Below are 25,463 nucleotides of genomic sequence, written 5' to 3'. Positions count from 1 at the left end.
CGGGCGCTCGACGGCTAGGTGCTAGAGCCCGACGCCGCCGACTTTGTCGATGCGGATATGGGTCACGAATCCGGGTGGCGCATCCTTCGGCGGAAACGCGTTGGGGTCCAACAACACCCCGGACAGGGCGGTGAGCAGCTCCGGTGCGCCGCCCTCTTCGATCCGCGCGGTGCCGTCGATCGCGAGATACGGCCGTAGCTTCTTGCCCATGTCGCCCGGATCGGCGATCGTCACGGCGACGCGAGGGTCGCGGCGAATGTTGCGGACCTTCTTGTGCTCGGCGAGATGTGCGGTCACCAACTCGTCGCCGTCGGGGGTCGATCGCAAGGCCACCCAGACCAGCGATACCTGGGGACTGCCGTCGGGATTCACCGTGACCAGGGTGGCGTCGACGCCGTCACCGATGAGTTCACGCGCTGCGTCGTTGAGTTTCATGTCTGCATGAAGCCACGGTCAGCGCTGAGATATTCCGGCGACCAGAAGGTCGAGCAGCCGGCCGGTCTGCTCGGGCGAGCCGCTGGCCAGGAAGATGCCGATCAGGCTGGATACCACGTCGTCGGCGCGCACGTCGGAGCGCAGGCTGCCGTCGTCGACGCCGGCTCGCAGCAGCAGGTCGACGGCGCCGACGATGCTGTCGCGAGTCGCGCTCCGCTCTATGGCGCCCGAATCGAACATCGCGTGTAGCGATTCGGCCATGCCGCGCTTGGCGGCGACGAAGCTGGCGTAGCGATCCATCCAGCGACGCAGTGCCGTCGCGGGCGGGTTCCGGCTGAGCAGCTGTTCGGCGACGGCGGCCACCTCGGCGAGCTCGGCGCGGTAAATCGCCTCGACGAGGGCTTCCCGGGTGGGGAAATGGCGGTAGAGCGTGCCGATCCCGACACCGGCATCACGCGCGATCGACTCCAGCGACACCGGCTTCCCGTCCGCGGCGGCGAACGCCGCGGTCGCCACCTCGAGCAGCTTCTCCCGATTGCGGCGCGCGTCGGACCGAACACCCCCAGCCAAAGCGGAGCCTCCTCCGGTTATGCTATGTTGGTAAGCGGAGGAACCTCCGCATTGTTTCAGTGTCGCACGAATCAGGGAGCACCATGTCAGACAAACCCGGCGGCGTCACCGTTATCGGCGGCCAGAGCGTCGCGCGAATCGGCTTCGGCGCTATGCAACTCTTCGAACCGTCGCCCGACGAGGCCGCCGCGGTGTTGCGCCGGGCCGTCGAACTCGGGGTCGACCACATCGACACCGCGTCGTTCTACGGCCCCGGCGAGGTGAATCGCCGCATCCACGCGGCGCTGGCGCCCTACCGCGACGACCTCGTTCTGGTCAGCAAGGTCGGCGCCCGATACACCGGCGGCGAGCCGGTACCGCTGGCCGCGGCCCAGCGGCCCGCCGAACTGCGCGCGGCCGTCGAAGACGACCTGGGCCAACTCGGCCTCGACCAGATACCAGTGGTGAACCTGCGCCGGATGGACCTGGGACCGGGCGTGGCCCCCGAAGGCGACCAGATCGTCGACGTGGACGACCAATTGGCCGAGATGATCGCGCTGCGCGACGAAGGCAAGATCGGTGGGATCGGGATCAGCAGTGTGCCGCTGGAGATCCTGCAGCGCGCGTTGCCCGCGGGCATTGTCTGCGTGCAGAACGCCTACAGCCTGCTCGACCGTTCACATGAGGCGATGCTCGACCTCTGTATCGCCGAAGGAATCGCCTGGGTGCCGTTCTTTCCGCTCGGGTCGGCGTTCCCCGGCTTCCCGAAGGTGGCCGACAACGACGTGGTGCGAGCGATCGCCGGCGAGCTTAACGTCACGCCGGCCCAGGTCGGGCTGGCCTGGCTGCTGGCCCATGCGCCGAACACCTTGCTGATCGCCGGCACCAAGTCGATCGACCACCTCGAGGAGAACATCGGCGCGGGCGACGTCGAGCTGAGCGCAGACCAGCTGGCGCGCTTGGACGCTGTCAGCGAGCCGAACGCCGGCCCGCCCAGTCATGGCATCGAAGAGTTCACCCAACGCCACTGAGCCCGACGAGGTGACCGATCGCGTAGGTCACCGCGAGAGCCAAGCCGCCACCGATGAAATTGCGAAGGGCCGCACGAATTTTCGGAGCGCGGCCGAGATGCGCCGACACCACTCCGGTGACCAGCAACGCGAGCAGCACGGCCACCACCGTGACCGGGATCCGCAAGGCGACCGGCGCGGTGAGGATGGCGATCAGCGGCAGCAGTGCGCCGACGGAGAACGCCGAGGCCGACGAGAACGCGGCCTGCCACGGATTGGTCAGGTCGTCGGGATCGACGCCGAGTTCGACGTCGGCGTGGGCGGCCATGACGTCGTGATCGGTGAGCTCCTCGGCGGCGGTGCGTGCGGTCGCCGCGGACAAACCCTTGGCCTCGAGCAGGGCTGTGAGTTCGTCCAGCTCGGCTTCGGGGTCGGCGTGGAGCTCGCCGCGTTCTATTGCCAGCAACGCTTGTTCGGTGTCGCGCTGCGCGCTGACCGACACGTATTCGCCCAACGCCATCGACACCGCGCCGGCGGCCAATCCGGCGACGCCCGCGGTGACGATCGGGCCGCGGGCGACGGTCGCCGCGGCGACACCGACGACAATGCCTGCCGTAGAGACGATTCCGTCGTTGGCGCCCAAGACGCCGGCCCGAAGCCAGTTCAGCCGTGACGAGAACGAGCCCAGATGCGGCTCATGGGGATGCGATCCTGCGGACACGGAGCAACACCATAAGCACCCGCGGCCCCGGCCGCCAGGAAACATAGCCTTGCCAAAGCGCCGGAAGGCCGACGAGTACCGTCGCCGTATGGGCAGCAGCAAGTCGGTTAGGCCGCCGTGGTGGCTCAAACCGGCCAACAAGCTCTTCATTCAGATGTCGCGTCTCGGCCTGAGCTTCGGCGGTGAAAGCCCGGTCGTGCTGACGGTGCCCGGACGCAAGTCGGGACGCGAACGGTCGACCCCCGTCACGCCGATGACGGTCGACGGCCAAGAGTACGTGGTTGCGGGCTTTCCCGGAGCCGATTGGGTGGCCAACGTCCGCGCAGCCGGCGAGGCGACGTTGGCCCGCGGTCGCAGTGTCCGGCGCGTGAGGATGGTCGAGTTGTCGGCCGAGGACGCCCGTCCGCTGCTGCGGGTGTTCCCCGAAGAAGTGCCCACCGGGGTGGGATTCATGAAGCGGGCCGGCCTGGTCGACGAGGGCCGGCCGGAGGAATTCGAAGCTTTGGCCGGCCGCTGCGCGGTATTTCGACTGGACGGAATTCAATAACCTTGAGCGACAATCCTTTTCACGCCGAGTCCTGGAAGCCGGTCGACGGGTTCGGTGATCTGACCGACATCACCTATCACCGTCACGTTGCCGACGCCACCGTGCGGGTGGCGTTCAACCGGCCCGAGGTGCGCAACGCGTTTCGCCCGCACAGCGTCGACGAGCTCTACCGGGTGCTCGATCACGCCCGGATGTCGCCCGACGTCGGCGTCGTGCTGCTGACCGGAAACGGGCCCTCGCCGAAAGACGGGGGCTGGGCGTTCTGCTCCGGCGGCGATCAGCGCATCCGCGGGCGCAGCGGCTATCAGTACGCAAGCGGAGACACCGGCGACACTATTGACGCCGCAAGGGCTGGAAGGCTGCACATCCTGGAAGTGCAGCGGTTGATCCGCTTCATGCCCAAGGTGGTGATCTGCCTGGTCAACGGCTGGGCAGCCGGCGGCGGGCACAGTCTGCACGTGACCTGCGACCTCACCCTGGCCAGCCGCGAGCACGCCCGGTTCAAGCAGACCGACGCCGACGTGGGCAGCTTCGACGGCGGCTACGGCAGCGCATACCTCGCCCGGCAGGTCGGCCAGAAGTTCGCCCGCGAGATCTTCTTTCTCGGCCGCCCGTACACCGCCGAGCAGATGCACGCGATGGGCGCGGTGAACGCCGTCATCGACCATGCCGATCTGGAAACCGAGGCCATCCAGTGGGCGTCGGAGATCAACGCGAAATCGCCGCAGGCGCAACGGATGCTGAAGTACGCGTTCAACCTGCTCGACGACGGGCTGGTCGGCCAGCAACTGTTCGCCGGCGAGGCCACCCGGCTGGCGTACATGACCGACGAGGCCGTCGAGGGCCGTGACGCGTTCCTGGAGAAGCGGCCCCCCGACTGGAGCGCGTTCCCGCGCTATTTCTAGGGCGGTGCTCGGCGGGTTGAGAGGCACGATTTGCCCGCCTCTGAGCGACAACGAGCGAACGCATGGATTTTTGTCGCTCGAAGGCGGGCAAAACGCCTCTCCCGTCTGACGCGACGGAGGACGTCGACAGCCGCCACCTACACTCCAGCCCTGTGAGCAAGAACCCCCTGCGCCGACTGGCCGAGCAGATCACGCTGACCTCGATGCGGCCCCCGATCACCGAATCGCTGAGGCTGTACCGACCGGCGGCCAAGCCCGTCGAACTCGACGGCAAGCGGATCCTGCTGACCGGGGCCTCCTCCGGGATCGGCGAGAGTGCCGCCGAGGAGTTCGCCCGCCGCGGCGCCACGGTGATCGCCGTCGCTCGCCGCAAGGATCTGCTCGACGAGGTGGTGGGTCGCATCACCGCACGCGGCGGCAACGCCGTCGCGATCCCCTGCGACCTGTCCGACCTGGACGCCGTCGACGCGTTGGTCGCCGACGTCGATCAGCGTTTCGGCGGCGTCGACATCCTGATCAACAACGCCGGGCGGTCCATCCGACGGCCACTGGCCGAGTCGCTGGAACGCTGGCACGACGTCGAGCGGACCATGCTGCTCAACTACTACTCGCCGCTGCGCCTGATTCGCGGCATCGCGCCGGCGATGCTGCAGCGCGGCGACGGGCACATCATCAATGTGGCGACCTGGGGCGTGTTCAGCGAGGCGTCGCCGTTGTTCGCGGTCTACAACGCGTCCAAGGCTGCGCTGTCAGCGGTCAGTCGCGTGGCCGAAACCGAGTGGGCCAGAAAGGGTGTCAGCTCGACCACGCTGTACTACCCGCTGGTGGCCACCCCGATGATCGCGCCGACCAAGGAATACGAAGGGCTGCCCGCCCTGACCACGCACGAGGCGGCCGGCTGGATGATCACCGCCGCCCGCCGCCGGCCGGTCCGTATCGCGCCGCGGATGGCGATCGTGTCCCAGGCACTGGACACCTTCGGTCCGGAACTGGCGACCAACTTGATCAGACGCCAGCGGCTTCAACCGTGATAGACACGAGGGCATGGAAATCCTGGCGAGCCGGATGCTGTTCCGCCCCGCGGATTACCAGCGGTCGCTGACCTTTTACCGAGACGAACTCGGCCTTGCGATCTTCCGCGACTACGGCGCGGGCACAGTCTTTTTCGCCGGCCAGTCGCTGATCGAGTTGGCCAGCCACGGTGCGCCGGAGCACCCGGCCGGAGCGTTTCCAGGTGCGCTGTGGCTGCAGGTGCGCGACGTCCGGGCGACCCAAGCCGAGCTGGAAGGCAGGGGCGTGCCGATCGCTCGCGAAGCCCGCCAAGAATCCTGGGGTCTGCATGAGATGCACGTGACCGATCCCGACGGCGTCACGCTGATCTTCGTCGAGATCCCGCCCGAGCACCCGCTGCGCCGCGACACGCGCCGTGACTAGGCCAAGCCCACAGGTTAACCCGAGGCGAACATCTGACGACGACTGCAAAATACCTTGGTTTCACGACCTCGTTCTTTCGACAACTACGGCCCTCTACCCCCAGAATTAGGCCCGTGAACCTTCAGCTGTTCCTATTGATCATCGTCGTGATCACTGCCCTCGCATTCGATTTCACGAACGGATTCCACGACACCGGCAATGCCATGGCCACCTCCATCGCCAGCGGCGCACTCAAGCCGAAGCAAGCGGTGACGTTGTCGGCGGTGCTGAACCTCGCAGGAGCGTTCTTGTCCACTGCCGTCGCCGGGACGATCGCCAAAGACCTCGTGAACGGTCACCTGGTGACGCTGCAGTTGGTGTTCGCCGGCCTGGTCGGTGGGATCGTCTGGAACCTGCTCACCTGGCTGCTGGGTATCCCCTCGAGCTCGTCGCACGCCCTGGTGGGTGGCATCGTCGGCGCCATGATCGCCGCGGCCGGCGCACACGGGGTGATCTGGACCGGTGTGGTGTCCCGCGTGCTGATTCCGGCGCTGGTATCGGTGGTGCTGGCAGGGATCGTCGGAGCGGTGGGCACCTGGCTGGTCTACCGGCTCAATCGCGGTGTCCCGGAGGAGCGCAGCGAAACCGCGTTCCGCCGCGGCCAGATCTTCTCGGCCTCGCTCGTCTCGCTGGCACACGGCACCAACGACGCCCAAAAGACGATGGGCGTCATCTTCCTCGCGCTGATCTCCTACGGCGCGGTCAGCCGGACCGACGCCCTGCCGCCGTTCTGGGTGATCCTGGCCTGCGCGTGCGCGATGGCGCTGGGCACCTACACCGGCGGGTGGCGGATCATCCGCACGATGGGCAAGGGCCTCGTCGAAATCAAGTCGCCGCAAGGCATGGCCGCCGAATCGTCGTCGGCCGTCATCATCCTGCTGTCGGCTCATTTCGGCTACGCGCTGTCGACCACGCAGGTGGTGACCGGATCCGTGCTCGGTAGCGGTGTCGGCAAACCCGGTGCGGAGGTTCGCTGGGGCGTCGCCGGCCGGATGGCGACCGCATGGCTGATCACCCTGCCCGCTGCCGGCCTGGTCGGGGCCGTCACCTACTGGGTGACCCACGGGATCGGCGGCTACGCCGGTGCGACCGTCGGCTTCCTCTTGCTGGCAGCGGCGGCGTCGGCCATCTACCTGCAATCGCGTAAGACGAAGGTCGACCACAACAACGTCAACGCCGAGTGGAAGGGCGACCTGACCGCCGGGCTCGACGAGCACGGCAAGCCGGGCATCGCCGGCGCTCCGATCGGCAACGGAGAGGCCGCTGAACACACCGCCGACGCCAAGAAAGCAGGCACGCTATGAGCCACTTGAACCACTGGTTCAACTACCAGGCGTCACTGAAGATCCTGATCTTCGGTCTGATCCTCGGTAGCGGGCTGCCGGCCCTGTTCGCGCTCGCCGTGCGGGCAGGCGCCGCGGGCGACGGTGTCATGGGTTCCGACGGCGCGGCCGTCAAGCACAAGAACCCGGCGCTGACCGCGATCTCGTATGCGATCTACGCGTTGGCCCTGGTTGCGGTCATAGTCGGGGTGTTGTACGTCGCCCGGGACTTCATCGGGGCGCGTACCGGCCTGTACATCCTCGGAGCCAAGCCCGCGTAGCATCGGGAATTATTTTGTCTCGAGGCTTACCGACGGCCCGGCGGGGGAAGTTGACATGCTGTGAACCGATTCTTGAGCTCGGTAGTCGCCTGGCTTCGCGCGGGATATCCAGAAGGCATCCCACCGACTGACTATTTCCCGGTGCTCGCGCTGCTCTCCCGTCGGATGAGCAATGACGAGGTCAAGCTGGTGGCCCACGAGCTGATGCAGCGAGGTGACTTCGACCATGTCGACATCGGCGTGCTGATCACGCAGGTCACCGACGAGTTGCCGTCGCCGGAAGATATCGAACGGGTCCGCGAGCGGCTGGCCGCCAAGGGCTGGCCGCTGGACGACGCCCGCGACGGCGAGGGCACCGGATAGCCGTCCTGCGCGCGTTCGCCGTGGCGCGGGGCTCCTCGGCGCGGCCGCTGTTGGCGGCACTCGAACAGGTCCTGACTGGCGGTGCGCCCGCGCTGCTGCCGGTTCCCGCCGACGGTGATCACGGGTCGGACCTGTCGTCGCTGCGGGTGGGCGACGCCATCGACGACGACGTCGCCGTGGTGGTGACGACGTCGGGCACCACCGGGGCGCCGAAAGGCGCGCTGCTCACTGCCGCCGCGCTGACCGCCAGCGCCGCGGCCACCCACGACCGGCTGGGCGGGCCAGGCCGGTGGCTACTGGTCCTGCCGCCGTATCACATCGCCGGCCTGCAGGTGCTGGTGCGAAGTCTGCTCGCCGATTCCGTGCCGGTCGAACTCGACGTCTCGACCGGCTTCGATGTCGGCCAATTGCCCTCTGCCGTCGATGAACTCGGCTCGGGGCGGCGTTATACGGCGCTGGTCGCCACGCAGTTGGCCAAGGCGCTGACCGATCCGGCGGCCACCGCTGCGCTGGCCGGCCTGGACGCCGTGCTGATCGGCGGCGGCCCGGCCCCGCAGCCGATCCTGCAGGCTGCCGCCGGGGCGGGCATCCGCGTCGTGCGCACCTACGGCATGAGCGAGACCGCCGGTGGCTGTGTCTACGACGGCGTCCCGCTCGACGGCGTCGAGGTGCGCATCAACGATGACGGACGGATCGCGATCGGTGGCGCGACGCTGGCCAAGGGCTACCGCAATCCGCCCAACCCCGACCCGTTCGCCGAGCCGGGCTGGTTTCACACCGACGACGTTGGCGCCGTTGACGATTCGGGTGTGCTCAGTGTCCTGGGCCGAATCGACGACGCGATCAGCACCGGCGGCCTGACGATCCTGCCGCAACCGGTCGAGGCGGCGTTGCGGACGCATCCCGCGGTGGCCGACTGCGCGGTCTTCGGGCGTGCCGACGAGCGACTGGGCCAGCGAGTGGTCGCCGCGGTCGTCGTCGCCGACGGCCACGCCCCACCCGCACTCGACTCGTTGCGGGCCCACGTGATGCAGACATTGGCCCACACCGCGGCGCCGCGCGAGCTGCTCATCGTGGACGCCTTGCCGATGCGCGGCATCGGCAAGGTCGACAGGCGGGCGCTGATGCGGCTGGCCGAATCAAGCCGGATGACATAATGCCCTGGTGAACCGGCCCTTAGTCACCGACTGAGCATGCATCGCCACATCATTGTCAGCGGTGACGATGCGCTCGCCACGACGATCGCCGACGAGCTGAAAAACGCCGGCGCGACCGTCGTGCGGCTCCTCGACGCCGAGACGTCGGAAGCTGGCGTCGCCGGCGAGCTCACCCTGCATGACGTGTCCCGCGCGCTTGCCGTCGTCTGCGCCGGAAACGACGACGCGCGAAACCTCGAAATCGCTTTGCTGGCAAGGAAAGCTAACCCGGACGTCCGCGTGGTGGCCAGGGTTGCCAACGACGTGCTGCGCGAAGCGGTGGCCGACGACGAAGGGCCCGGGGCGACCCTGGACGTCGCCGATCTTGCCGCACCCTCGGTGGTGGAAGCCTGCCTGGCGCAGACCACCCACCGGTTCGACGCGGCCGGCATCGAATTCGTCGTCTCGGGCACCACGGCGTCCCGCGAAGCGACGCTGCGGGAACTCTACGGCGACCTCGCCCCGGTGGCGGTCATCCATTGTCAGAATTCACCCGACCCCGGCGAGATGGATGTGTGTCCGGGCCGCGATCAACGAGTGCACCGGGGCGACACGGCAATCATGATCGGCACCGCCGACGAGATCGCCGCCCAGGGCATCAGGATTCCCAGCGCGACGCGCACGCGTACCGGTCGGCCGTGGCCGCGACGAGTGATCGACAGTGTCCGCGGTGTGCTCGGCGACTTCAACCCGACGTTCTATCCGGTCGTGGCGGCCACCACGCTGGTCTTGATCAGCTCGACGATCATCCTGCGCTTCGGGTACCAAGCGCCACCCACCATGGGCTGGATCGACGCGTTCTACTTCACCGTCGAGACGATGACCACCACCGGTTACGGCGACTTCAGCTTCGTGAACCAGCCCACCTGGCTGCGCACGTTCTCGACGATGTTGATGTTCAGCGGCGTGACCACCACTGCGTTGTTGGTGTCGTTCGTCGCCGATGTCCTGCTGTCGCGTCGCTTCGTGTTCGCCTCGGCGCGCCCCCGGGTGCGTCATCTGCGCAACCACATCGTCGTCGTCGGGTTGAGCGCCCTGGGCATGCGGGTGGTCAGCGACCTGACCGCCGCCGGATACGAAGTCGCGGTGATCGAACTCGACGAGGAAAACCGATTCCTTTCCGCGGTGCGCGACCTGGACGTTCCGGTGATCTTCGGTGACGCCACATTGCGCCAGACACTGAAGGCAGCGCGGGTGGATCGCGCTCGCGCGGTCGCGGTCCTGACCCGCGACGACATGATCAACATCGAAACCGGCATCGTGCTGACCGAGATGCTGGGCACGAGAACCGAGACCCGGGAGCACTGGACCCCAGTTCCTCTGGTGTTGCGGGTGTATGACCGCACGCTGGGCTTCGCGGTCGCGCAGCGATTCGGTTTCGAGAACGTCCGGTCCACGGTCGAGCTGGCCGCACCCTGGTTCATCGGCGGGGCGATCGGCCTGCAGGTGTTGGGCACGTTCTCGGTGGGTCAACGCTCGTTCGTGGTCGGCGGTATGCAGGTGGCCCCCGGCAGCGAGCTCGACGGGCTCCGCATGTACGAGTTGTCCACGCACACCCGGGTCATCGCGATCACGACGTCCAACGGGTTGCTGAAGCTGCACCCGCGACGCGACGCCCGGCTGCATGGCGACGACACCGTCTACCTGGTCGGGCCCTATCGCGACCTGATCGAAACGCTGCGCCGAGGACGCCCACCACGGCCACCCGCCGACGAGGGCCAACAGCAGGAAGCCAAAGCCAGCTGAGCCGTCACCCCTCGTCGAACGGCAGCGGGACACCGGCGTGCGACAGGCACTCGGTGCAGGTGTGCTCCGTTTCGACCTGACCGATCGCCTCGCGCACGAGTTTCTTGAACGGCCCGATGTTCTTCTCGAATTCGACGATGACCTCGTCGACCTTGACGCCGGCGCCCGCGTCGATGCCCGCATCCAGATCTGTCACCAAAGCGATTGTGGCATAGCACATTTCGAGTTCACGGGCCAGCACCGCCTCTGGGTAGCCGGTCATATTGACCAGCGTGAAACCCGCTGCGGCGAACCACCGGCTTTCGGCACGGGTGGAGAACCGCGGACCCTCGATGACGACCATGGTGCCGCCGTCGACGACTCCGGGTAGTCCGCTGACCGCCGAACGCAGCGTCGGGCAGTACGGGTCGGCAAACGACACGTGCGCCGCGCCGGAGTCGTAGTACGTGTCGGCGCGATGGCGGGTGCGGTCGACCAGCTGGTCGGGCAGCACGACGGCGCCCGGGCCGTGTTCGGGCGTCAGGCTGCCGACTGCGCACGGGGCGAAGACCTGCCGCACCCCCAGCGCCCGCAACGCCCACATGTTCGCCCGATACGGCACCTTGTGCGCCGGGAAGCGGTGTTCGAGGCCGTGACGCGGCAGGAACGCCACCTCGTGCTCCCCCACCATGCCGATCGTGACCGGGCCGCTGGGCTCACCGAACGGGGTGTCGAGGCTGACGCTGCGGGCGTCCGAGTCGAAGAAGGTATAGAAGCCGCTGCCACCGATCACTCCGATCATCTACCGCCGCTCCTCCTCGTTGGCGCCGCTCATGCGGCGCGAGGTCGCGTCGTCGGCGGGCACGTTGCTCATTGTCGAGCACGCGCATGGAACGATCACAGGGTGGCCACTCTTGCGCAATGGATCGCGGGCGCGCGACCGCGCACCCTTCCCAACGCCATCGCCCCGGTGATCGCCGGCACCGGCGGGGCGGCCTGGCTGCACGGCGCCATCTGGTGGAAGGCGCTGCTGGCCCTGGCGGTCGCGGTCGCCCTGATCATCGGGGTCAACTTCGCCAACGACTACTCCGACGGCATCCGCGGCACCGACGACGACCGGGCGGGCCCACTGCGGCTGGTCGGTTCGCGGTTGGCAACCCCGCATGCGGTGCGGGCGGTGGCCGTCGCGAGCTTGACCATCGGCGCGGTCGCCGGGTTGGCGCTCGCGCTGACCAGCGCGCCGTGGCTGATCGCGGTCGGCGCGTTATGCATCGCCGGCGCCTGGCTGTACACCGGCGGCGCGAAGCCGTACGGCTACGCGGGTTTCGGCGAGGTCGCGGTCTTCGTGTTCTTCGGACTGGTCGCGGTGCTGGGCACGCAGTACACCCAGGCGTTGCGGGTGGACTGGGTCGGCGCGGTGCTGGCGGTGGCGACGGGCGCTTTGTCGTCAGCGGTTTTGGTGGCCAACAACTTACGCGACATCCCGACCGATAAGGAGTCCGGCAAGATCACGCTGGCGGTCCGCCTCGGCGACCGCGGGACGCGGATCTTCTATCAGCTGCTGCTGGGCGTGGCCGCGGTCTTGACGCTGACGCTGACGGCGGCCACCCCGTGGTGCGCGGTCGGCCTGGTGGCCACACCGTTGGGGCTGCGCGCCGCGGCGCCGGTGCGATCGGGGCGAATCGGCAGCGAGCTGATCCCGGTGTTGCGCGACACCGGGCTGACGATGCTGGTCTGGTCGATCGCGGTGGCCGTAGCGTTGGCGGTCAACGCTCAAGGGTGACGACAACGTCGTAGAGGCCGGGGTGGGCGCGTCCCCGTCGAGCGACGTGACTCTGCGCTCTTGGCGGCTTTTGTCGAGACGTCGCCGCCCTCTGCGCAGAGTCAATCGGAATCCGGCGGCGCCTCCCCGCGCAGCCTGGCCCGCAACTGCTCGCGGTCGCGGCGCCGGCGTTCGGTCGCGGCGTCGATCCCCGCAGTGGCCCGGCGTCGCAGCGGGCCGAAAAGCCAGAAACCCAGCGGCATAGCGATGACGAGAGCGAACAGCGCGGCGACGACGATCGGGAATTCCCGCACGCCAAGAGCCCGGCCGGTCCAGTAGATGACCGCCGTGAGCACCACCACCAACGCGACTCGGGCCGCAGCATAGAGCGAGACGCTGACGACTGCCCGGCCGGCGGGACTCGTTCCGTCTGACACAGTGCGAGCCTAGGACGCCGCGTATATTCGGACAAAGGAGGTGTTGCGTGCTCTACCTGCTCCTGGTCCTGGCTCTCGGGACACTGGTCTACATCGGCTGGCGGGCTGTCCGTTCACAGGTCACCCGTCCGAAGAGTCGCGTCATCGGACCCGACGACGATCCGGAGTTCCTCTGGCGTCTGGGCAACGGCGACAACAAGCCCCGCTGATCTAGATGAAGTGCTCGTTCGAGCGGCGCTGATCGCTCGGAAAACCGTCGGCGACAACGGCTGCCAGCTCGATGAGCGCCTCCCGGGTTTCCCGCTTCAACCGATTCAGGTCGATCTCGGCGCCTTCCTCGAGGTGCGGATCGAACGGAACCAAACGCACTGCGCGGCAACGCCTCGAGAAGTGATCGACCACCTTTTGCATGTCGACCTTGCCTGATCGCGGCCGCACCGCGTTGATCACCGCGATCGAATTGCTGACCAGATCCTCGTGGCCGTGGGCGTCGAGCCAGTCCAGCGTGGCCGAGGCGCTGCGGGCGCCGTCGATCGAACCCGAACTGACCACGACCAGGGCGTCGGCCTTGTCCAGCACCGACGTCATCGCGGAATGCAGCAGCCCGGTGCCGCAGTCGGTGAGCACCAGACCGTAGAACCGCTCGAGGATCTCCAAGGTGCGCGCATAGTCGTCGGCGCTGAACGCCTCCGACATCGCCGGATCACTTTCCGACGCAAGGACTTCCAGCCGGCTGGGGCCCTGCGACGTGTAACTGCGGACATCGCTGTAGCGGTCGATGCCTTCGGCGTCGCGCAGCAGGTGCCGGACGGTGGCCGGTGTCTCCAACGGCACCTTCTGGCTCAGCGTGCCGCGGTCGGGATTAGCGTCGATGGCCACCACCCGGTCGCCGCGGATCGACGCGAACGTCGAACCCAGCGTGGCCGTGATGGTGGTTTTCCCGACGCCGCCCTTCAGCGAGAGCATCGCGATGCGGTAGCAGCCCCGCAACGGTTTGTTGACCTGCACCGTGAGGTCGTTGTACCGCATCGTGCGTTGGCTCTCGCCGACGTTGATCAGCTGCCCGGACAACCGGAACAGCCACCGGCGCCAACCCTCGGTCGGTGCCGGCTTGACGTGGCGCAGCAGCGTCCTGGTGGACAACTCCGGATACCGCTGCGGCGGCATGCCCGGCTGGGACGCGCCGGCGTCCCCCGGGGCCGGTGGTCCGCCGTAATTGCCGTAGACCCGTCGGGGCGCATCGCCGGATTCGACGACGCGCGGCATGCCCTGGTACGGCGTGTTCGCCCAGGCGCGCGGTTCGGAGCGGGTCTCCGGGGGTGGCACGCCCAGCGTGGTGTTGTCGGTGAAGACGCGCTCGGTGCGGAACCCGGCGAAGGCTCGGGTCGGCGGCTCCGGCGCCGGTGGTGGCGGATGAGGTGGCAATTCGGTGGTCGGATGGTCTTCGCGACCGCGCGGCGCTCCTGCATTCGCGCCGTGCGTCGGATGGTCAGACACGTGAAATTTCCCCTTGTCGCAACCCTGGGGTCGCGTTGTTAACGAACAGCCCTGCTGACCCGAAGATATCGCAGCGTTGCTGAGAGCCTGCTGATCGTGATCTAGCCCACCCCGGCGTAGGAGTGCAGACCGACGGTCACCAGGTTGACGAAGAACAGGTTGAACACCATGGCCACAAAGCCGACGACGTTGATCCAGGCCGCTTTTCTGTCCCGCCAGCCCGCTGTCGACCTGGCGTGCAGGTAGGCGGCGTAGATCACCCAGGCGATGAACGCCACAGTCTCCTTGGGATCCCAGCCCCAGTACCGACCCCAGGCCTCCTCGGCCCAGATGGCGCCAAAGATCACCCCGAAGCCGAAGACCGGGAAGCCGAAGATTGTCGTCCGGTAGGCAATCCGGTCCAGCGTCTGCGCATCGGGCAACCGATGCACCAACTGCGCCAGGCGGCCCCGGGCGTCGGGCGCGCCGAGCCGCGAGGTCCGCAGCAGAAACAGGATGCTGGCCACCCCGGCGACCAGGAAAACTCCCGAGCCCAGGCTGACCACCGAGACGTGGATGGGCAGCCAGTAGGACTGCAGCGCGGGCATCACCGGTGCGGCGTTGGTGTACAGCCAGCGTCCGGACACCGTCAACAAGATCAGCACCGGCAGCAGCAGGAACACCCACAACGGGCGGTATTGCGGGCGGCGCAGCACGATCGCGCCGGCGGTCAGCCCGCAGAAGCAGGTCAGGTTGATGAACTCGTACATGTTGCCCCACGGCACCCGCGTGGTGGCCAGACCGCGCAACACGATGCAGGCGAACAGCAGCCCGATGCCGGCGTAGACGAGAACGAGGCCGGCCCGGCCGACGCGCTCGTCGAACGGTCGGCGCGGGGCCTCGGGGGCGGGGCTGTCTGTCTTGACGGATCCGGCACTGACGAGTTCACGGTCGGGTTCTCGGCTGCGGGTGTAGGCGAGTTCGACGGCCAGCAGCAACAGGGCGACCACCAGGATCACCACCGACGACGTGAACGCCCAGTCGGAGTTGCGCGCCAAACCGATGTCGACGTGCGTGGTATTCATTGGCGCGCCCCTCCTGTCTGCCGGCTACGCCGGCGCCATCGTCGTCGGCGCAACACTGGCGCCACTCCTCGACCCCGGCTACGCCGGCGCCATCGTCGTCGGCGCAACACTGGCGCCACTCCTCGACCCCGGCTACGCCGGCGCCATCGTCGTCGGCGCGGGTAGCCCGTCTTGGAGCCTTCCGACGAGCCGTTCGAATTCGTCGCCCCAGCCGGCGTTGTCGGTCCGCGCCAAACCGCCTACCTGGACATTCACCGTACCGCGCGACGCCGTCTGCAGCCGAATCCAGATCCGCCGCCGGCGCACCAGCAGCGAGACCACCAGCCCGGCCATCATCGTGATCGCCGACACCAGCACCCAGATCTGCCCGGGATCGTGCGAGACCTGCAGGTTGACGAACGGCACGGCTCCGTCGAACCGCACGATGCTGCCCGCCGCGGGTCCCTGCTCGACGCGGACTTGCTGACCGATGCGCAAGTTGACCCGTTTCACTCGGGTGAGCCGGTGCTGGTCGATCAGGTGCGGGTCCAGCGTGTACAGCGACTGCGGCCGGCCGCTGTCCAGGCCGGTGTCGCCGGAATAGATGTCGACGGCCACCGCCGGAGCGATCAGCGCGGGGAAGCTCGACGACAGCAGGTTGCCGTCGAGTTGCTCGGTCGGCGCGAGCAGTCCCTGGATGGCGATCTGATGTTGGCGACGCTCGGCGGCGTCGGGATACGACCCGGCGGGCGGGTCGATGCGCGCAACGCCCGAGGACAGCAACGTCCGGGGGTTGTCCGGTCGCCACTGGACCGTCGAGGTGCGGCTCTGGCCGTCGGGGAAGGTGACGGTGAACGTCGGTGCGTAGCCGTGGCCCTGTAGGTAGACGCGGTCGCCGCTGACCCGCAGCGGGTGGTTGACCTCCAGCCGGTAGGGCGTCCAGCGGCCGCCGGTCAAATCGCGGCCGGCCTGGTAGTCGATGTCCGCGGCGAACGACGTGGCCTGTCCGGACGCCAGGTAACGTGCTTGAAAGTCGTTGACGCGCAAACAGATCGGGTGCAGCGACGTGCCGTCGACGGTGTTGCCCGCCCGAAACGAGTCGAACGCCGCAGGTGATGCCGAGCAGAAGCCGGGGCCACCGTCGGCGATGACGACGACGTTGCCCTCGTAGCCGAACAGTTTGCCGACGGCGACCGCGACCAGCAGGCCGAGTAGCGAGAAGTGGAAGACGAGATTGCCGAACTCGCGCAAATAGCCTTTCTCCGCGGAGATTTCGACGGTGTCGCCACGACGGACGACGGTGCGCCAACCGCGAAGCCGGGCCGTCAGCGTCGATGCCAACTCGTCGACCTCACCGGCGATCGTGGTGTCAGCGTGCTTGGGCAGCCGGGCCAGGTTGCGCGGGGCGGGCACCGGGGTTGCCCGCATGGCGCGGGCATGCTCGATCAACCGCGGCGTCAGGCAGCCGAGCAGCGACACGAACAACAGCGTGTAGATCGCGGTGAACCAGAAGCTGCCGAACACGTTGAACGCCTGCAGCCGATCCAGCCACGGCCCGATCGTCCGGTGGGCCGCGAGGTAGTCGGCGACCTTGCCGGCGTTCAGGCTGCGTTGCGGCAGTAGCGCGCCGGGCATCGCGCCCAGCGCCAGCAGGAACAGCAGCACCAGCGCGGTGCCCATCGACGTCAGCGCCCGCCAGGTGTTGCGGGCCCATGCCAGTAGCCGGCTCAAATCGGCAACCTCACATCGGATACCAGCCCGTCGCGCAGCCACGACACGAAGTCGTTCCACCCGCCGCTGACCAACGCGAACCCCACCGCGATCAGCAGCACGCCGCCGAAGATCTGCAGCGCCCTGGTGTGCCGCCGCAGCCAGTCCAGCCCGGCGACGGCCGTCGCCGAGCCGAAAGCCAACAGCACGAACGGAATTCCCAAGCCCAGGCAGTAGGCGATCACCAGCACGATCCCGCGCGCCACGCTCGCGCCGTCGGTCGCCGACGCGACGGTCACCACACCGGCCAGCGTCGGGCCCAGGCACGGCGTCCAGCCCAGCGCGAACACCGCGCCCAGCAACGGCGCCCCTGCCACCGTCGACAACTGCCGCGGCGCGAACCGGAACTGACGCTGCAGCGCCGGGACGTAGCCGACGAACACCACGCCCATCAGAATGGTCAGGACGCCCCCGACCCGTTGCAGCACAACCTGATTGGCAATCAACGTGGTGGTCATGCCCAATACCGCGACGGTGCCCAGCAGGAACACCACGGTGAATCCGGCGACGAACAACGCGGCCGACCCGGCGACCCGCCACCGCGCATTCGGCGGCGCATCGTCTGCCTCGTCGACGCCGACCACGGCGGCCAGATACGACAGATAGCCCGGCACCAGCGGGACCACGCACGGCGACCCGAAGGACACCAACCCAGCCAGCACGGACACCGCCAGCGCCAGCAAAAGGGGCCCGGCAGCGGCGGTTTCGGTGAAGCCGCTCACGGTGACCCCGGTTCTGCGGCAATCCGCTGCACCACCGGCTGCAGCTCCGCGGCGAGCAATTCACGCAGGAACACCGCGGCCACCCGGTGCTGGCGGTCGAGGATCAGCGTGGAAGGGATGACCGAGGTGGGGAATTTACCGCCGAAGGCGATCATGGTGCGCATCGCCGGGTCGTAGATCGACGGATAGGTCACCTTGTGGTCGTTGACGAAGTCCTGGGCGGCCTCGCGGTTGTTGTCGCGCACGTCGATGCCGACCAATACCACCCCGTCGGCGCGGGTCGCGTCGTACACCTGTTGCAGCGCAGTGGCTTCGGCGCGGCACGGCCCGCACCACTGCCCCCAGACGTTGATCACGACGACCTTGCCCGGAAAGTCGTCCACCGAGACGGTGCGGGCCGGGTCCGTCAGCGCGGGGCCGGCGATCGGCCCGGGCTTGCCGCGCTTGTCGGGCGGGTTGTAGTAGATGTCGGTTTTGCCTCCGGGAGAGACGAATTCGAAGGTGCCACCCTGGGCGACCGCGTCGTGACCGTGCGAGCAGCCGGCCAGTAGGCCCGCCAGTGTCACGACGACGAACGTCAGCCGCCGCACGGTCAACTGCCCGCCGGCTCGCTGTACAGCACGTCGACCAGTTGGTCGTCGTCGAACACGAACGTCGTCACCGAACCCACCGCGCACTCGCGACGTCGCGGGTCGTGCCAGAGCCGCTTACCGGTCAGCGACAGCCTCGTCGTCCACACCGGCAGTTGATGGCTGATGCACACCGCGTCGGCGCCGGCCGCCCGCGCGCGGGCCTTGAAGACGGCCGTCGTCATCCGGGCCGCGACCTGCTTGTAGGGCTCACCCCACGACGGGGTGAACGGGTTGCGCAGCTGCCACCAGAACCGCGGGTCTTTCCAGGCGCCGTCGCCCGGCCCCAGCCGCTTGCCCTCGAAGAAGTTGGCCGACTCGATCAGGTCGGCGTCGGTGTCCACCGCCAGACCGTGGCGTGCGGCGATCGGTGCGGCGGTCTCCTGCGCGCGTTGCAGCGGCGAGGCGATCACCGCGACGACCTCATGGCCGGCAAGCGCCGCGGCCACAGCTTGCGCTTGTTGGTTTCCCTTGTCCGACAAGCGGAATCCCGGCAACCTGCCGTACAGCACGCCCTCGGGGTTGTACACCTCGCCGTGGCGCACCAAGTGGACGCGGGTCTGCTCGGCCATCAGGGCGTGTCCTCCTTGGCTGCGGCCGCGGCGTTGGCGGCCGCGGGTAGCGCATCGGCGATCCGGGCGAACGCGGCGTCGTCGAGTGCCGCCGAGACGAACCACGCCTCGAAGGCACTACAGGGCGGGTAGACGCCGCCGTCGAGCAGCGCGTGGAAGAACGGCGCGAAACGCCACGTCTCGGTGGCTCGCGCCGAAGCGAAATCGGTCACCAGCGTCTCGCCGAAGAATACGCTGAGCATATTGCCGGCCTGCGGAATATGATGTACGACACCGGCATTCGACAATGCGCCGGATAACAGGTCGGCCAACCGGTTCGCGTTGTCGTCGAGCTTTTCGTACACCGCGTCGTCAGCCGCGCGCAGGGTGGCCAGCCCGGCGGCGACCGCCACCGGGTTACCCGACAGCGTGCCCGCCTGATACACCGGGCCCAGCGGCGCCAGGCGTTCCATCACCTCGGCCCGCCCGCCGAATGCCGCGGCCGGCAGGCCGCCGCTCATCACCTTGCCGAAGGTGAACAGGTCGGCATCCACCGGATCGATTCCATACCAACCACTTCGGCTGACCCGGAAGCCGGTCATCACCTCGTCGACGATCAGCAGCGCGCCGTGCTCGGCGGTGACGGCGCGAAGTTGCGCGTTGTAGCCCGGGATGGGTGGGACCACGCCCATGTTGCCGGGACTGGCCTCGGTGATCACCGCGGCGATCTGGTCGCCGAACTTCTCGAATGTCTGGGTGACCACGTCAATGTCGTTGTACGGCAACACAATCGTGTCTGCCGCGGTGGCGCCGGTGACACCCGGCGACGACGGCAGGCCCAGCGTCGCGACCCCCGAGCCGGCGTCGGCGAGCAGCGCGTCGACGTGGCCGTGGTAGCAGCCGGAGAACTTGACGATCTTGGCGCGGCCGGTGAACCCGCGGGCCAGTCGCACCGCGCTCATGGTGGCCTCGGTGCCGGAGTTGACCAGCCGGATCCGCTCCACCGGTGGCATCCGGTCGATGATCTCGCGGGCCAGTTCGCTTTCGCCCGGGGTCGGCGCGCCGAACGACAACCCGTTGGCAGCGGCCTTGGTGACGGCGTCCACCACGAGTGGGTGCGCGTGGCCCAGAATCATCGGGCCCCACGAACAGACCAGATCGACGTAGCGGTTGCCGTCGGCGTCGGTGAGCCAGTAGCCGTCGGCCGCGGTGATGAAGCGCGGGGTGCCGCCGACGGCGGTGAACGCGCGCACCGGCGAGTTCACCCCGCCGGGGATGACCGCGCAGGCGTCGTCGAACAGCTTCGCTGAGGCTTCGGTGCGCCGCGGGCGATCGGACGCGCGCTGCGACGATGCAGGCTGCGCAGCGGCCTGAGGAGGAGCCGCGCGATCGGACGCGCGCTGCGACGATGCAGGCTGCGCAGCGGCCTGAGGAGGAGCCGCGCGATCGGACGTAGGCACGTTCACCAGTGTCCCAGCCGCCGCGGCCGGCTTCACTACAGGGTGTAGTTGATCGGTGCGTATCGGCGGGCGCATGCCGGGATCTGGATCACCGGGCTAGTGCTTGCCGAAGAAGATTTCCCCGGCCTCGCGCAGCGCATAAACCACCAGCACGTACCCCGCCGCGGGGTCGGCCCACCACCACCCGGCCAAGCTGTTGAGCAGCAACCCGGTCAGCACAGCCACCGCGAGCAACCCGTCTATCAGGGTGACCCGACCCTCGGCGCTCAGCACCGGATTAGCCAAGGCAGCACCCGTGCGAGCCTTCCCCGCTGCCAGCGCGAACATCACCGCCGCGGTCACCGCGGTCCACCCGATTCCTACCGGTGAATGTCCCGGACGGAATCCGGCGACCAGCACAACCGTCGACTGGACCAGCAGATACACCGCCAACGCCGCGAACCCGATACCAATCAGTCGCAAAGCACGTCGCTGCCGAACCTCACTGGTTCCGGACAACTCCCAGATCACCACGGTCGACGCACCGATCTCGATCAGCGAGTCCAAACCAAATCCAGCCAACGCCACGGAGTGCGCCCTGAGCGCCGCGATGGCGAGCAGGACGATCCCGACGACGTTCCACCCCAACGTGGCGTATTCCAGCGCGAAGCCGCGGCGCAGCAAAGAGCGACGAGCGGCTTCGTCCATGGAAACCATCCCGGAAGTCTCACACACGTCGAAAACCGAAGCGCTGTGGACAGCAATATGACTGAGCCACAACGGCTTACGTATGACGGCAGTCAGGCGGCAGGTGAAGGACGAGTCCGCGATTGAGCGATGCGACGTTCCTCATCGACGATGGCCGCCGCCTTGGCGTCGATCGCAACCTGGTGATAAATGCGCAGATACAGCTGCGCGATGACCAGCTGACCCATGTTCGTGCACCAGTCGACAAAGTCGTCCTCGCGGCCGGAGCGAGCACCTTCGGCCAAGACCTGCCGCAATTCGGCGAGCTCAGCGGAGCTCAACCGGGTCAGCTCCGCGTCGGGCGCGGCACCTGACCGCGACAGCTCCCGGCAGACACCGAGCAGCGTGACCGTCGCTTCGCCGGGTAAATCGCTGAGATGCGTCATTGCAGTCCTCCCCTAAATCCTTTACAGGTATTCGGCGCAGATCACGCGCTGGATTTGAGTGGGTGGAAACAACGCCCTACGAGGTCCATACCTACGCGAGTAGACCCGACGGGCTCGGGCCAAACTTCTCAGTCGTTCAGGGCTCCGCCACGGCCAGCGCGAACACCGGATGGTCCGCCGGGTCAGGCAACTTGCGGAAGTAGCCGTCGACCGCCCGACCGGCCTTGCGCTGGTATTCGGTCAGGATCGGCTGGCGCTGCGTTACCGGCAGCTCGCGAGCCTCGTACGTCGCGGCGCGGGACTTGCTGGTCAGCGTGACGGTGGGTCTGGCACGCACGTTCTTGACCCACTGCGACTCACCGCGGGTGGAGACGAGATACCGGGTGCCACCGACGTCGACCGTGACGACGGGAATGTGCTGCTGCTCCCCGCTGCCCCGCTTGGTCACCGTCAAGGTCTCGGTATTGCTGATGCCGGTGGCCATCGCGATCCGGTTGAAGATCTTGGCGGTGAACCACGGGGGCTTGAGGTAGGCCATGAACTCCAGTTTGATTGGAGCATGCAACTACCGCAGCGACTTGCCCGGTTCAACCGGCACGTCACCAACCCAATTCAGCGCATGTGGGCCGGCTGGGCCCCGTCGTTCGGCATCCTCGAGCACGTCGGCCGGAAATCCGGGAAGCCGTACCGCACCCCGTTGACGGTGTTCAACGCCGACGTAGACGGCAAGCCCGGCGTCGCGATCCTGCTGACTTACGGCCCGGATCGCGACTGGCTGAAGAACCTCAACGCCGCCGGCGGCGGGCAGATGCGCCGCCACGGCAAGACCTTCCACGTCGCCAACCCGCAGACCGTCACCAAGGAAGAGGCGGCGGCGCACGTCAGGGGGGCGGCGCACCGGGTCTTCGGCAGGTTGCCGTTCGAGCAGGCGGTGCTGCTGACCAAGACTGGTTAATCGGCCCGCGCCGCAACGCGTTTGGTCACGAAGTACATTGCGACCACCACCGCCCAGGACAGCAGGCTGAGCCAGAACTGGGTGCGGGCGGAGTGGTCGAAGGCCATCTGCACCAGCACCGCGACGATCCCCAGCACCGTCAGGATCGACAGCACGGGAAAGAACCACATCTTGACCCGCAACTCCTCCGACGGCGTCCTGCGCCGTAACACGATCTGCGACAACGCAATCAACAAGTAGACGAACAGCACGATCGCGCCCGACGAGTTGAGCAGGAACGAGAACACCGTGTTGGGAGCGACGGCGGCCATGATGACGCACAGGAATCCCACCACCGAGGAGCACACGATCGCGATGTAGGGCGCCCCTCGTTCGCTGACCTCGAGCATCTTCGCCGGTGCCTCGTGCTGCCCGGCGAGCACGAACAACACCCGCGACGCGCTGTAGAGCCCGGAGTTCAAGCAGGACAACACCGCGGTGAGCACCACCGCGTTCATCACATGGTCGGCGCCCGGAATGCCGATCTGTTTCAGCGCGGCGACGAACGGCGACGACCCGGCCTGCAGTGAATTCCACGGCAGGATGACCGTCAGCAAAAAGACCGATCCCACAAAGAAAATCGCGATGCGCGCGGCCACCGCGTTCGTGGCCCGCTGGACGGCTCGCTCGGGATCCGGGGTCTCCGCGGCGGCGATGGTGGCGACCTCGGCGCCGACCATCGAGAAGATCACCACGACGACGGCGGCGAAGGCACCGTGCACACCGTTCGGGAAAAATCCGCCGTGCGCGTGCAAGTTGGAGAAATTCGCGTGGTGATGCGGCCACAGGCCCACCGCGTACAACGTGCCGAGCAGCAGGAAGATCAGGATGGTCGCGACTTTGATTCCGGCGAACCAGAATTCGAACTCGCCGTAGGACGAGACGGAGAACATATTGGTCGCGGTCATCAACACCATCAGGATCAGCGACAGTAACCACAGCGGCGCGTGGAACCAATAGGTGATCACCTTGGCGCCGGCCACCGCCTCGAAGCCGACGACGATCACCCAGTAGTACCAATACAGCCAGCCCACCGAGAAGCCCGCCCAGCCGCCCAGCGCCTGCCGGGCGTATTCGGAGAACGAGCCGGTCGACGGGTTCGCGGTGGCCATCTCCCCGAGCATGCGCATGACCAGGATGATCAGCAGGCCGCACAGCGCATAGGTGAGGAACGCGGCGGGGCCTGCCTTGCCGATGACCACACCGGACCCGACGAAGAATCCGGCGCCGATGATCCCGCCGATGGCGATCATCATCAGCTGACGCTGCGACAAGCCTTGGCGCAGTTGCGGTGTGGTGTTCATCTCAGGCCGGCCCCGATGACGCCGCCGAGGCGATCATGTTGAGCTGCCGCTGGGTAAGCCCGCGGCGCAGCGGTGACGCGCCGTCCGTGCGGGTTTCGTGGGTCGGCGGCATCACCGGACGCTAACACCCGCCGATGTCGGCGCGCTCGATTCAGACCGGCACGGCGCGCAGCGCGACGGGCAGGCTGGGCAGGAAGTGCGTGGTGGCGAATTCGCGGATGTCGTCGGCGTCGACAAGCGGCTCGCGGGCCGGTAGCAGCAGCACCATCGCGGCGTAGCGCAGAATGGTGTCGGCCAGGTCGTCGACGGCGCGAGCCCCGACTCGCTCGGCGAAGCCGTCGGGGAAGATGACCCGCAACGCGGCTGCCATCCGCTCGACGGCGGGCTCCCAATGTTGGTGGGCCAATTCCAGCATCAGGCCCGGCTCGTCGGCGATCATCCGGGTCAGCACCCGGTGTTGCCGGAACCGCATGATCGACAGCGTGAACGCCTCGACGTAGTAATTCGACTGCGGCCTTCGGCTTTTCAGCTCGTCGGCGATGTTGGCGAACAGCACCGCGTTCTCCCGGTCGATAACGGCGGCGACCAGCTCGTCTCGTCCGGCGAAGCGCCGGTAGATGGTGGTGCGGCTGACCCCGGCGCGGCGGGCTACGTCGTCGAGCGCGACCCGCCGGAAGCCGTGCTGCTGGAACTCGGCGACGGCGGCGTCGAGGATCGCATCGGTGGCCGCGTCAGGCGCGGGCATAGCCGGCTTGAGCATATCCGTTGTAGCGCAATCTCATTGGTAGACGGTCCCACGCCCAATTCACCGGCCGCAACCGGCACAACGCGGCGAATCGCTGATAGCGGCGCTCCTGCCGATCGCTCCACGGCAGGCCGAGCAGAACGCGCGCCCGGGGCGGCAGGCCACCGGTGGTCAAGAACGCCGCCATCGGATTGAACACCGGCGCGACCACACGCCAGGCCAGCGGCGAGACACCTTTGGGTCGGGGAAAGCCTTTCGTCACATATCCGACACCGTATTTGGCGGTCGGGTGCGCGATCATGACGCGCTCCATCATGTGATCCCAGTACCGCTCGAACTCGTCGTAGTCGGCAGGCATCGGCCGCTCGCTGACGCCGTAGCGGCGATACCAGGTCTTGGACTCGAGGTAGATCTGCTGCTTCTCCTCGTCGCTTAACCGCTTGACGAAGGTGTCGGCGAAGTACAGCACCTGCTCGACGAAGGTGGCGTGCGCCCAGAAGTAGGTGTCCGGGTCCAGCGCGTGATACCTACCCCCGCTGGGCATGTCACCTTTGATCTCGTGGTGGAAGTCGCGCACCTGCTGGCCGGTGTTGTCGTCGTCGGACCCGTAGACCGTCTTGAAAATTGGCGGCAGTGACCGCTTGACCCGCGCCGCGGTGTCGCTGAAGAACACCGAGTGATCCAGGACGCCCTGACCGAGCTCGGCGAGCATGTTCTGCAGCACGGCGGGTCGCGGGCCGATCAAGAACATCCTGTTGTCACCGAAATAGCGCCACACCAACGACTGTCGCCCTAACGGTAGGGCATCAGCGGTGCTGTCGGCGGTAGACGACTCACTCAGCTCGGTCATACGGGACAGTGTTACATATCTTGCACTTTGTACCAAGTCGGTCCAGGACGATGAATACGT

The 25,463-nt window shown here is 67.5% G+C and carries 31 protein-coding genes; 13 read left to right on the top strand and 18 right to left on the bottom strand.

The window, feature by feature from the left end:
* Positions 1 to 21 precede the first annotated feature (21 nt).
* Positions 22 to 435, bottom strand: a complete 414-nt coding sequence (locus tag G6N27_RS20080; RefSeq protein WP_163779447.1) for a PPOX class F420-dependent oxidoreductase — start codon at positions 433 to 435, stop codon at positions 22 to 24.
* 18 nt (positions 436 to 453) lie between these two features.
* Complete coding sequence (locus G6N27_RS20075) at positions 454 to 1,005, bottom strand: TetR/AcrR family transcriptional regulator (RefSeq protein WP_163779446.1); 552 nt, start codon at positions 1,003 to 1,005, stop codon at positions 454 to 456.
* An 83-nt stretch (positions 1,006 to 1,088) separates the two neighbouring features.
* On the opposite strand from G6N27_RS20075, the gene G6N27_RS20070 reads away from it, so the two are divergent.
* Entirely contained in the window at positions 1,089 to 2,015 is a 927-nt protein-coding gene (locus G6N27_RS20070) for an aldo/keto reductase (protein ID WP_163779444.1), read from the top strand.
* On the opposite strand, the gene G6N27_RS20065 is transcribed toward G6N27_RS20070, so the two are convergent.
* Positions 1,999 to 2,715: a VIT1/CCC1 transporter family protein gene (locus G6N27_RS20065; protein WP_163779442.1), complete on the bottom strand. Its 717-nt coding sequence runs from the start codon at positions 2,713 to 2,715 to the stop codon at positions 1,999 to 2,001. The genes G6N27_RS20070 and G6N27_RS20065 overlap by 17 nt on opposite strands.
* Positions 2,716 to 2,803: 88 nt before the next feature.
* On the opposite strand from G6N27_RS20065, the gene G6N27_RS20060 reads away from it, so the two are divergent.
* The 9 genes from G6N27_RS20060 (at position 2,804) to G6N27_RS20020 (ending at position 10,548) form a co-directional block, all read left to right on the top strand.
* A complete protein-coding gene (locus tag G6N27_RS20060; RefSeq protein WP_163779440.1) occupies positions 2,804 to 3,262 on the top strand; it encodes a nitroreductase family deazaflavin-dependent oxidoreductase in 459 nt (152 codons plus the stop codon).
* A gap of 2 nt (positions 3,263 to 3,264) precedes the next feature.
* On the top strand, positions 3,265 to 4,167 hold the full coding sequence (locus G6N27_RS20055; RefSeq protein ID WP_163779438.1) for a 1,4-dihydroxy-2-naphthoyl-CoA synthase: 903 nt from the start codon (positions 3,265 to 3,267) through the stop codon (positions 4,165 to 4,167).
* A 152-nt stretch (positions 4,168 to 4,319) separates the two neighbouring features.
* On the top strand, positions 4,320 to 5,198 hold the full coding sequence (locus G6N27_RS20050; protein ID WP_163779436.1) for an SDR family oxidoreductase: 879 nt from the start codon (positions 4,320 to 4,322) through the stop codon (positions 5,196 to 5,198).
* Between the two features lie 13 nt (positions 5,199 to 5,211).
* Positions 5,212 to 5,601 (top strand): VOC family protein, encoded by a 390-nt coding sequence (locus G6N27_RS20045; protein ID WP_163779434.1) that lies wholly within the window; start codon positions 5,212 to 5,214, stop codon positions 5,599 to 5,601.
* Between the two features lie 113 nt (positions 5,602 to 5,714).
* Complete coding sequence (locus tag G6N27_RS20040) at positions 5,715 to 6,944, top strand: inorganic phosphate transporter (protein ID WP_163779432.1); 1,230 nt, start codon at positions 5,715 to 5,717, stop codon at positions 6,942 to 6,944.
* Positions 6,941 to 7,243 carry a hypothetical protein gene (locus G6N27_RS20035; RefSeq protein WP_372512962.1) on the top strand — a complete coding sequence of 101 codons (303 nt, stop codon included), beginning with the start codon at positions 6,941 to 6,943 and terminating at the stop codon, positions 7,241 to 7,243. The genes G6N27_RS20040 and G6N27_RS20035 overlap by 4 nt, the downstream gene beginning before the upstream one ends.
* A 60-nt stretch (positions 7,244 to 7,303) precedes the next feature.
* The gene (locus tag G6N27_RS20030; RefSeq protein ID WP_163779429.1) at positions 7,304 to 7,606 is read left to right on the top strand and encodes a DUF3349 domain-containing protein; all 303 of its coding nucleotides are present in this window, start codon (positions 7,304 to 7,306) and stop codon (positions 7,604 to 7,606) included.
* A gap of 50 nt (positions 7,607 to 7,656) precedes the next feature.
* Positions 7,657 to 8,763 carry an o-succinylbenzoate--CoA ligase gene (gene menE, locus G6N27_RS20025; protein WP_372512964.1) on the top strand — a complete coding sequence of 369 codons (1,107 nt, stop codon included), beginning with the start codon at positions 7,657 to 7,659 and terminating at the stop codon, positions 8,761 to 8,763.
* Positions 8,764 to 8,799: 36 nt separating this feature from the next.
* On the top strand, positions 8,800 to 10,548 hold the full coding sequence (locus G6N27_RS20020; RefSeq protein ID WP_163779428.1) for an NAD-binding protein: 1,749 nt from the start codon (positions 8,800 to 8,802) through the stop codon (positions 10,546 to 10,548).
* Between the two features lie 4 nt (positions 10,549 to 10,552).
* On the opposite strand, the gene G6N27_RS20015 is transcribed toward G6N27_RS20020, so the two are convergent.
* Positions 10,553 to 11,329 carry an S-methyl-5'-thioadenosine phosphorylase gene (locus tag G6N27_RS20015; RefSeq protein ID WP_163779425.1) on the bottom strand — a complete coding sequence of 259 codons (777 nt, stop codon included), beginning with the start codon at positions 11,327 to 11,329 and terminating at the stop codon, positions 10,553 to 10,555.
* 102 nt (positions 11,330 to 11,431) lie between these two features.
* Here G6N27_RS20015 and G6N27_RS20010 point away from each other — a divergent pair, with 102 nt between their 5' ends.
* Positions 11,432 to 12,310, top strand: a complete 879-nt coding sequence (locus tag G6N27_RS20010) for a 1,4-dihydroxy-2-naphthoate polyprenyltransferase (RefSeq protein ID WP_163779423.1) — start codon at positions 11,432 to 11,434, stop codon at positions 12,308 to 12,310.
* Between the two features lie 101 nt (positions 12,311 to 12,411).
* Here the strand turns inward: G6N27_RS20010 and G6N27_RS20005 are convergent, their stop codons facing one another.
* Positions 12,412 to 12,726: a DUF4229 domain-containing protein gene (locus tag G6N27_RS20005; protein ID WP_163779421.1), complete on the bottom strand. Its 315-nt coding sequence runs from the start codon at positions 12,724 to 12,726 to the stop codon at positions 12,412 to 12,414.
* A gap of 47 nt (positions 12,727 to 12,773) precedes the next feature.
* Here G6N27_RS20005 and G6N27_RS20000 point away from each other — a divergent pair, with 47 nt between their 5' ends.
* Positions 12,774 to 12,935, top strand: a complete 162-nt coding sequence (locus tag G6N27_RS20000; protein WP_163779419.1) for a hypothetical protein — start codon at positions 12,774 to 12,776, stop codon at positions 12,933 to 12,935.
* A 1-nt stretch (position 12,936) separates the two neighbouring features.
* Here G6N27_RS20000 and G6N27_RS19995 read toward each other — a convergent pair whose 3' ends face one another.
* The 10 genes from G6N27_RS19995 to G6N27_RS19950 form a co-directional block, all read right to left on the bottom strand.
* Positions 12,937 to 14,223, bottom strand: coding sequence for a MinD/ParA family ATP-binding protein (locus G6N27_RS19995; RefSeq protein ID WP_163779417.1), 1,287 nt, complete (start codon positions 14,221 to 14,223; stop codon positions 12,937 to 12,939).
* Between the two features lie 101 nt (positions 14,224 to 14,324).
* The gene (gene ccsB, locus G6N27_RS19990) at positions 14,325 to 15,287 is read right to left on the bottom strand and encodes a c-type cytochrome biogenesis protein CcsB (RefSeq protein ID WP_163779415.1); all 963 of its coding nucleotides are present in this window, start codon (positions 15,285 to 15,287) and stop codon (positions 14,325 to 14,327) included.
* Positions 15,288 to 15,419: 132 nt separating this feature from the next.
* On the bottom strand, positions 15,420 to 16,946 hold the full coding sequence (gene resB / locus G6N27_RS19985; RefSeq protein ID WP_163782077.1) for a cytochrome c biogenesis protein ResB: 1,527 nt from the start codon (positions 16,944 to 16,946) through the stop codon (positions 15,420 to 15,422).
* Positions 16,947 to 16,993: 47 nt separating this feature from the next.
* Positions 16,994 to 17,758 carry a cytochrome c biogenesis CcdA family protein gene (locus G6N27_RS19980; RefSeq protein ID WP_163779412.1) on the bottom strand — a complete coding sequence of 255 codons (765 nt, stop codon included), beginning with the start codon at positions 17,756 to 17,758 and terminating at the stop codon, positions 16,994 to 16,996.
* Complete coding sequence (locus G6N27_RS19975) at positions 17,755 to 18,354, bottom strand: TlpA disulfide reductase family protein (RefSeq protein WP_179963312.1); 600 nt, start codon at positions 18,352 to 18,354, stop codon at positions 17,755 to 17,757. Before G6N27_RS19975 ends, G6N27_RS19980 begins: the two co-directional genes overlap by 4 nt.
* A complete protein-coding gene (locus G6N27_RS19970) occupies positions 18,351 to 18,959 on the bottom strand; it encodes a histidine phosphatase family protein (RefSeq protein WP_163779408.1) in 609 nt (202 codons plus the stop codon). Before G6N27_RS19970 ends, G6N27_RS19975 begins: the two co-directional genes overlap by 4 nt.
* Positions 18,959 to 20,239 carry a glutamate-1-semialdehyde 2,1-aminomutase gene (hemL, locus tag G6N27_RS19965; RefSeq protein ID WP_232065142.1) on the bottom strand — a complete coding sequence of 427 codons (1,281 nt, stop codon included), beginning with the start codon at positions 20,237 to 20,239 and terminating at the stop codon, positions 18,959 to 18,961. The genes G6N27_RS19970 and hemL overlap by 1 nt, the downstream gene beginning before the upstream one ends.
* 255 nt (positions 20,240 to 20,494) lie before the next feature.
* Positions 20,495 to 21,094, bottom strand: coding sequence for a cation transporter (locus G6N27_RS19960; protein WP_163779404.1), 600 nt, complete (start codon positions 21,092 to 21,094; stop codon positions 20,495 to 20,497).
* Positions 21,095 to 21,177: 83 nt separating this feature from the next.
* Positions 21,178 to 21,510 (bottom strand): hypothetical protein, encoded by a 333-nt coding sequence (locus G6N27_RS19955; RefSeq protein ID WP_163779402.1) that lies wholly within the window; start codon positions 21,508 to 21,510, stop codon positions 21,178 to 21,180.
* A gap of 136 nt (positions 21,511 to 21,646) precedes the next feature.
* The gene (locus G6N27_RS19950) at positions 21,647 to 22,048 is read right to left on the bottom strand and encodes a nitroreductase/quinone reductase family protein (RefSeq protein ID WP_163779401.1); all 402 of its coding nucleotides are present in this window, start codon (positions 22,046 to 22,048) and stop codon (positions 21,647 to 21,649) included.
* A 21-nt stretch (positions 22,049 to 22,069) separates the two neighbouring features.
* Here G6N27_RS19950 and G6N27_RS19945 point away from each other — a divergent pair, with 21 nt between their 5' ends.
* Positions 22,070 to 22,465 carry a nitroreductase family deazaflavin-dependent oxidoreductase gene (locus tag G6N27_RS19945; protein WP_163779398.1) on the top strand — a complete coding sequence of 132 codons (396 nt, stop codon included), beginning with the start codon at positions 22,070 to 22,072 and terminating at the stop codon, positions 22,463 to 22,465.
* On the opposite strand, the gene G6N27_RS19940 is transcribed toward G6N27_RS19945, so the two are convergent.
* From G6N27_RS19940 to G6N27_RS19930, 3 genes are all read right to left on the bottom strand, one after another.
* Positions 22,462 to 23,808 carry an amino acid permease gene (locus G6N27_RS19940; protein ID WP_163779396.1) on the bottom strand — a complete coding sequence of 449 codons (1,347 nt, stop codon included), beginning with the start codon at positions 23,806 to 23,808 and terminating at the stop codon, positions 22,462 to 22,464. The two genes, G6N27_RS19945 and G6N27_RS19940, sit on opposite strands and share 4 nt — an antisense overlap.
* A gap of 151 nt (positions 23,809 to 23,959) precedes the next feature.
* The gene (locus G6N27_RS19935; protein ID WP_163779395.1) at positions 23,960 to 24,553 is read right to left on the bottom strand and encodes a TetR/AcrR family transcriptional regulator; all 594 of its coding nucleotides are present in this window, start codon (positions 24,551 to 24,553) and stop codon (positions 23,960 to 23,962) included.
* Positions 24,540 to 25,403: an oxygenase MpaB family protein gene (locus G6N27_RS19930; RefSeq protein WP_163779393.1), complete on the bottom strand. Its 864-nt coding sequence runs from the start codon at positions 25,401 to 25,403 to the stop codon at positions 24,540 to 24,542. Before G6N27_RS19930 ends, G6N27_RS19935 begins: the two co-directional genes overlap by 14 nt.
* Positions 25,404 to 25,463: the final 60 nt, after the last annotated feature.

Source organism: Mycobacterium cookii (genome assembly GCF_010727945.1).
Classification (GTDB): domain Bacteria; phylum Actinomycetota; class Actinomycetes; order Mycobacteriales; family Mycobacteriaceae; genus Mycobacterium; species Mycobacterium cookii.
The sequence above is the reverse complement of the archived record's forward strand: the minus strand, read 5'-3'. Positions and strand labels throughout refer to the sequence as shown.

Coding starts and splice junctions, on each gene's coding strand:
- G6N27_RS20080 (WP_163779447.1), bottom strand. CDS start 435: ATGAAACTCAACGACGCAGCGCGTGAACTCATCGGTGACGGCGTCGAC.
- G6N27_RS20070 (WP_163779444.1), top strand. CDS start 1,089: ATGTCAGACAAACCCGGCGGCGTCACCGTTATCGGCGGCCAGAGCGTC.
- G6N27_RS20060 (WP_163779440.1), top strand. CDS start 2,804: ATGGGCAGCAGCAAGTCGGTTAGGCCGCCGTGGTGGCTCAAACCGGCC.
- G6N27_RS20045 (WP_163779434.1), top strand. CDS start 5,212: ATGGAAATCCTGGCGAGCCGGATGCTGTTCCGCCCCGCGGATTACCAG.
- G6N27_RS20035 (WP_372512962.1), top strand. CDS start 6,941: ATGAGCCACTTGAACCACTGGTTCAACTACCAGGCGTCACTGAAGATC.
- G6N27_RS20020 (WP_163779428.1), top strand. CDS start 8,800: ATGCATCGCCACATCATTGTCAGCGGTGACGATGCGCTCGCCACGACG.
- G6N27_RS20015 (WP_163779425.1), bottom strand. CDS start 11,329: ATGATCGGAGTGATCGGTGGCAGCGGCTTCTATACCTTCTTCGACTCG.
- ccsB (WP_163779415.1), bottom strand. CDS start 15,287: ATGAATACCACGCACGTCGACATCGGTTTGGCGCGCAACTCCGACTGG.
- resB (WP_163782077.1), bottom strand. CDS start 16,946: ATGGGCACCGCGCTGGTGCTGCTGTTCCTGCTGGCGCTGGGCGCGATG.
- G6N27_RS19970 (WP_163779408.1), bottom strand. CDS start 18,959: ATGGCCGAGCAGACCCGCGTCCACTTGGTGCGCCACGGCGAGGTGTAC.
- G6N27_RS19960 (WP_163779404.1), bottom strand. CDS start 21,094: ATGGTTTCCATGGACGAAGCCGCTCGTCGCTCTTTGCTGCGCCGCGGC.
- G6N27_RS19955 (WP_163779402.1), bottom strand. CDS start 21,510: ATGACGCATCTCAGCGATTTACCCGGCGAAGCGACGGTCACGCTGCTC.
- G6N27_RS19950 (WP_163779401.1), bottom strand. CDS start 22,048: ATGGCCTACCTCAAGCCCCCGTGGTTCACCGCCAAGATCTTCAACCGG.
- G6N27_RS19945 (WP_163779398.1), top strand. CDS start 22,070: ATGCAACTACCGCAGCGACTTGCCCGGTTCAACCGGCACGTCACCAAC.
- G6N27_RS19940 (WP_163779396.1), bottom strand. CDS start 23,808: ATGAACACCACACCGCAACTGCGCCAAGGCTTGTCGCAGCGTCAGCTG.
- G6N27_RS19935 (WP_163779395.1), bottom strand. CDS start 24,553: ATGCCCGCGCCTGACGCGGCCACCGATGCGATCCTCGACGCCGCCGTC.
- G6N27_RS19930 (WP_163779393.1), bottom strand. CDS start 25,403: ATGACCGAGCTGAGTGAGTCGTCTACCGCCGACAGCACCGCTGATGCC.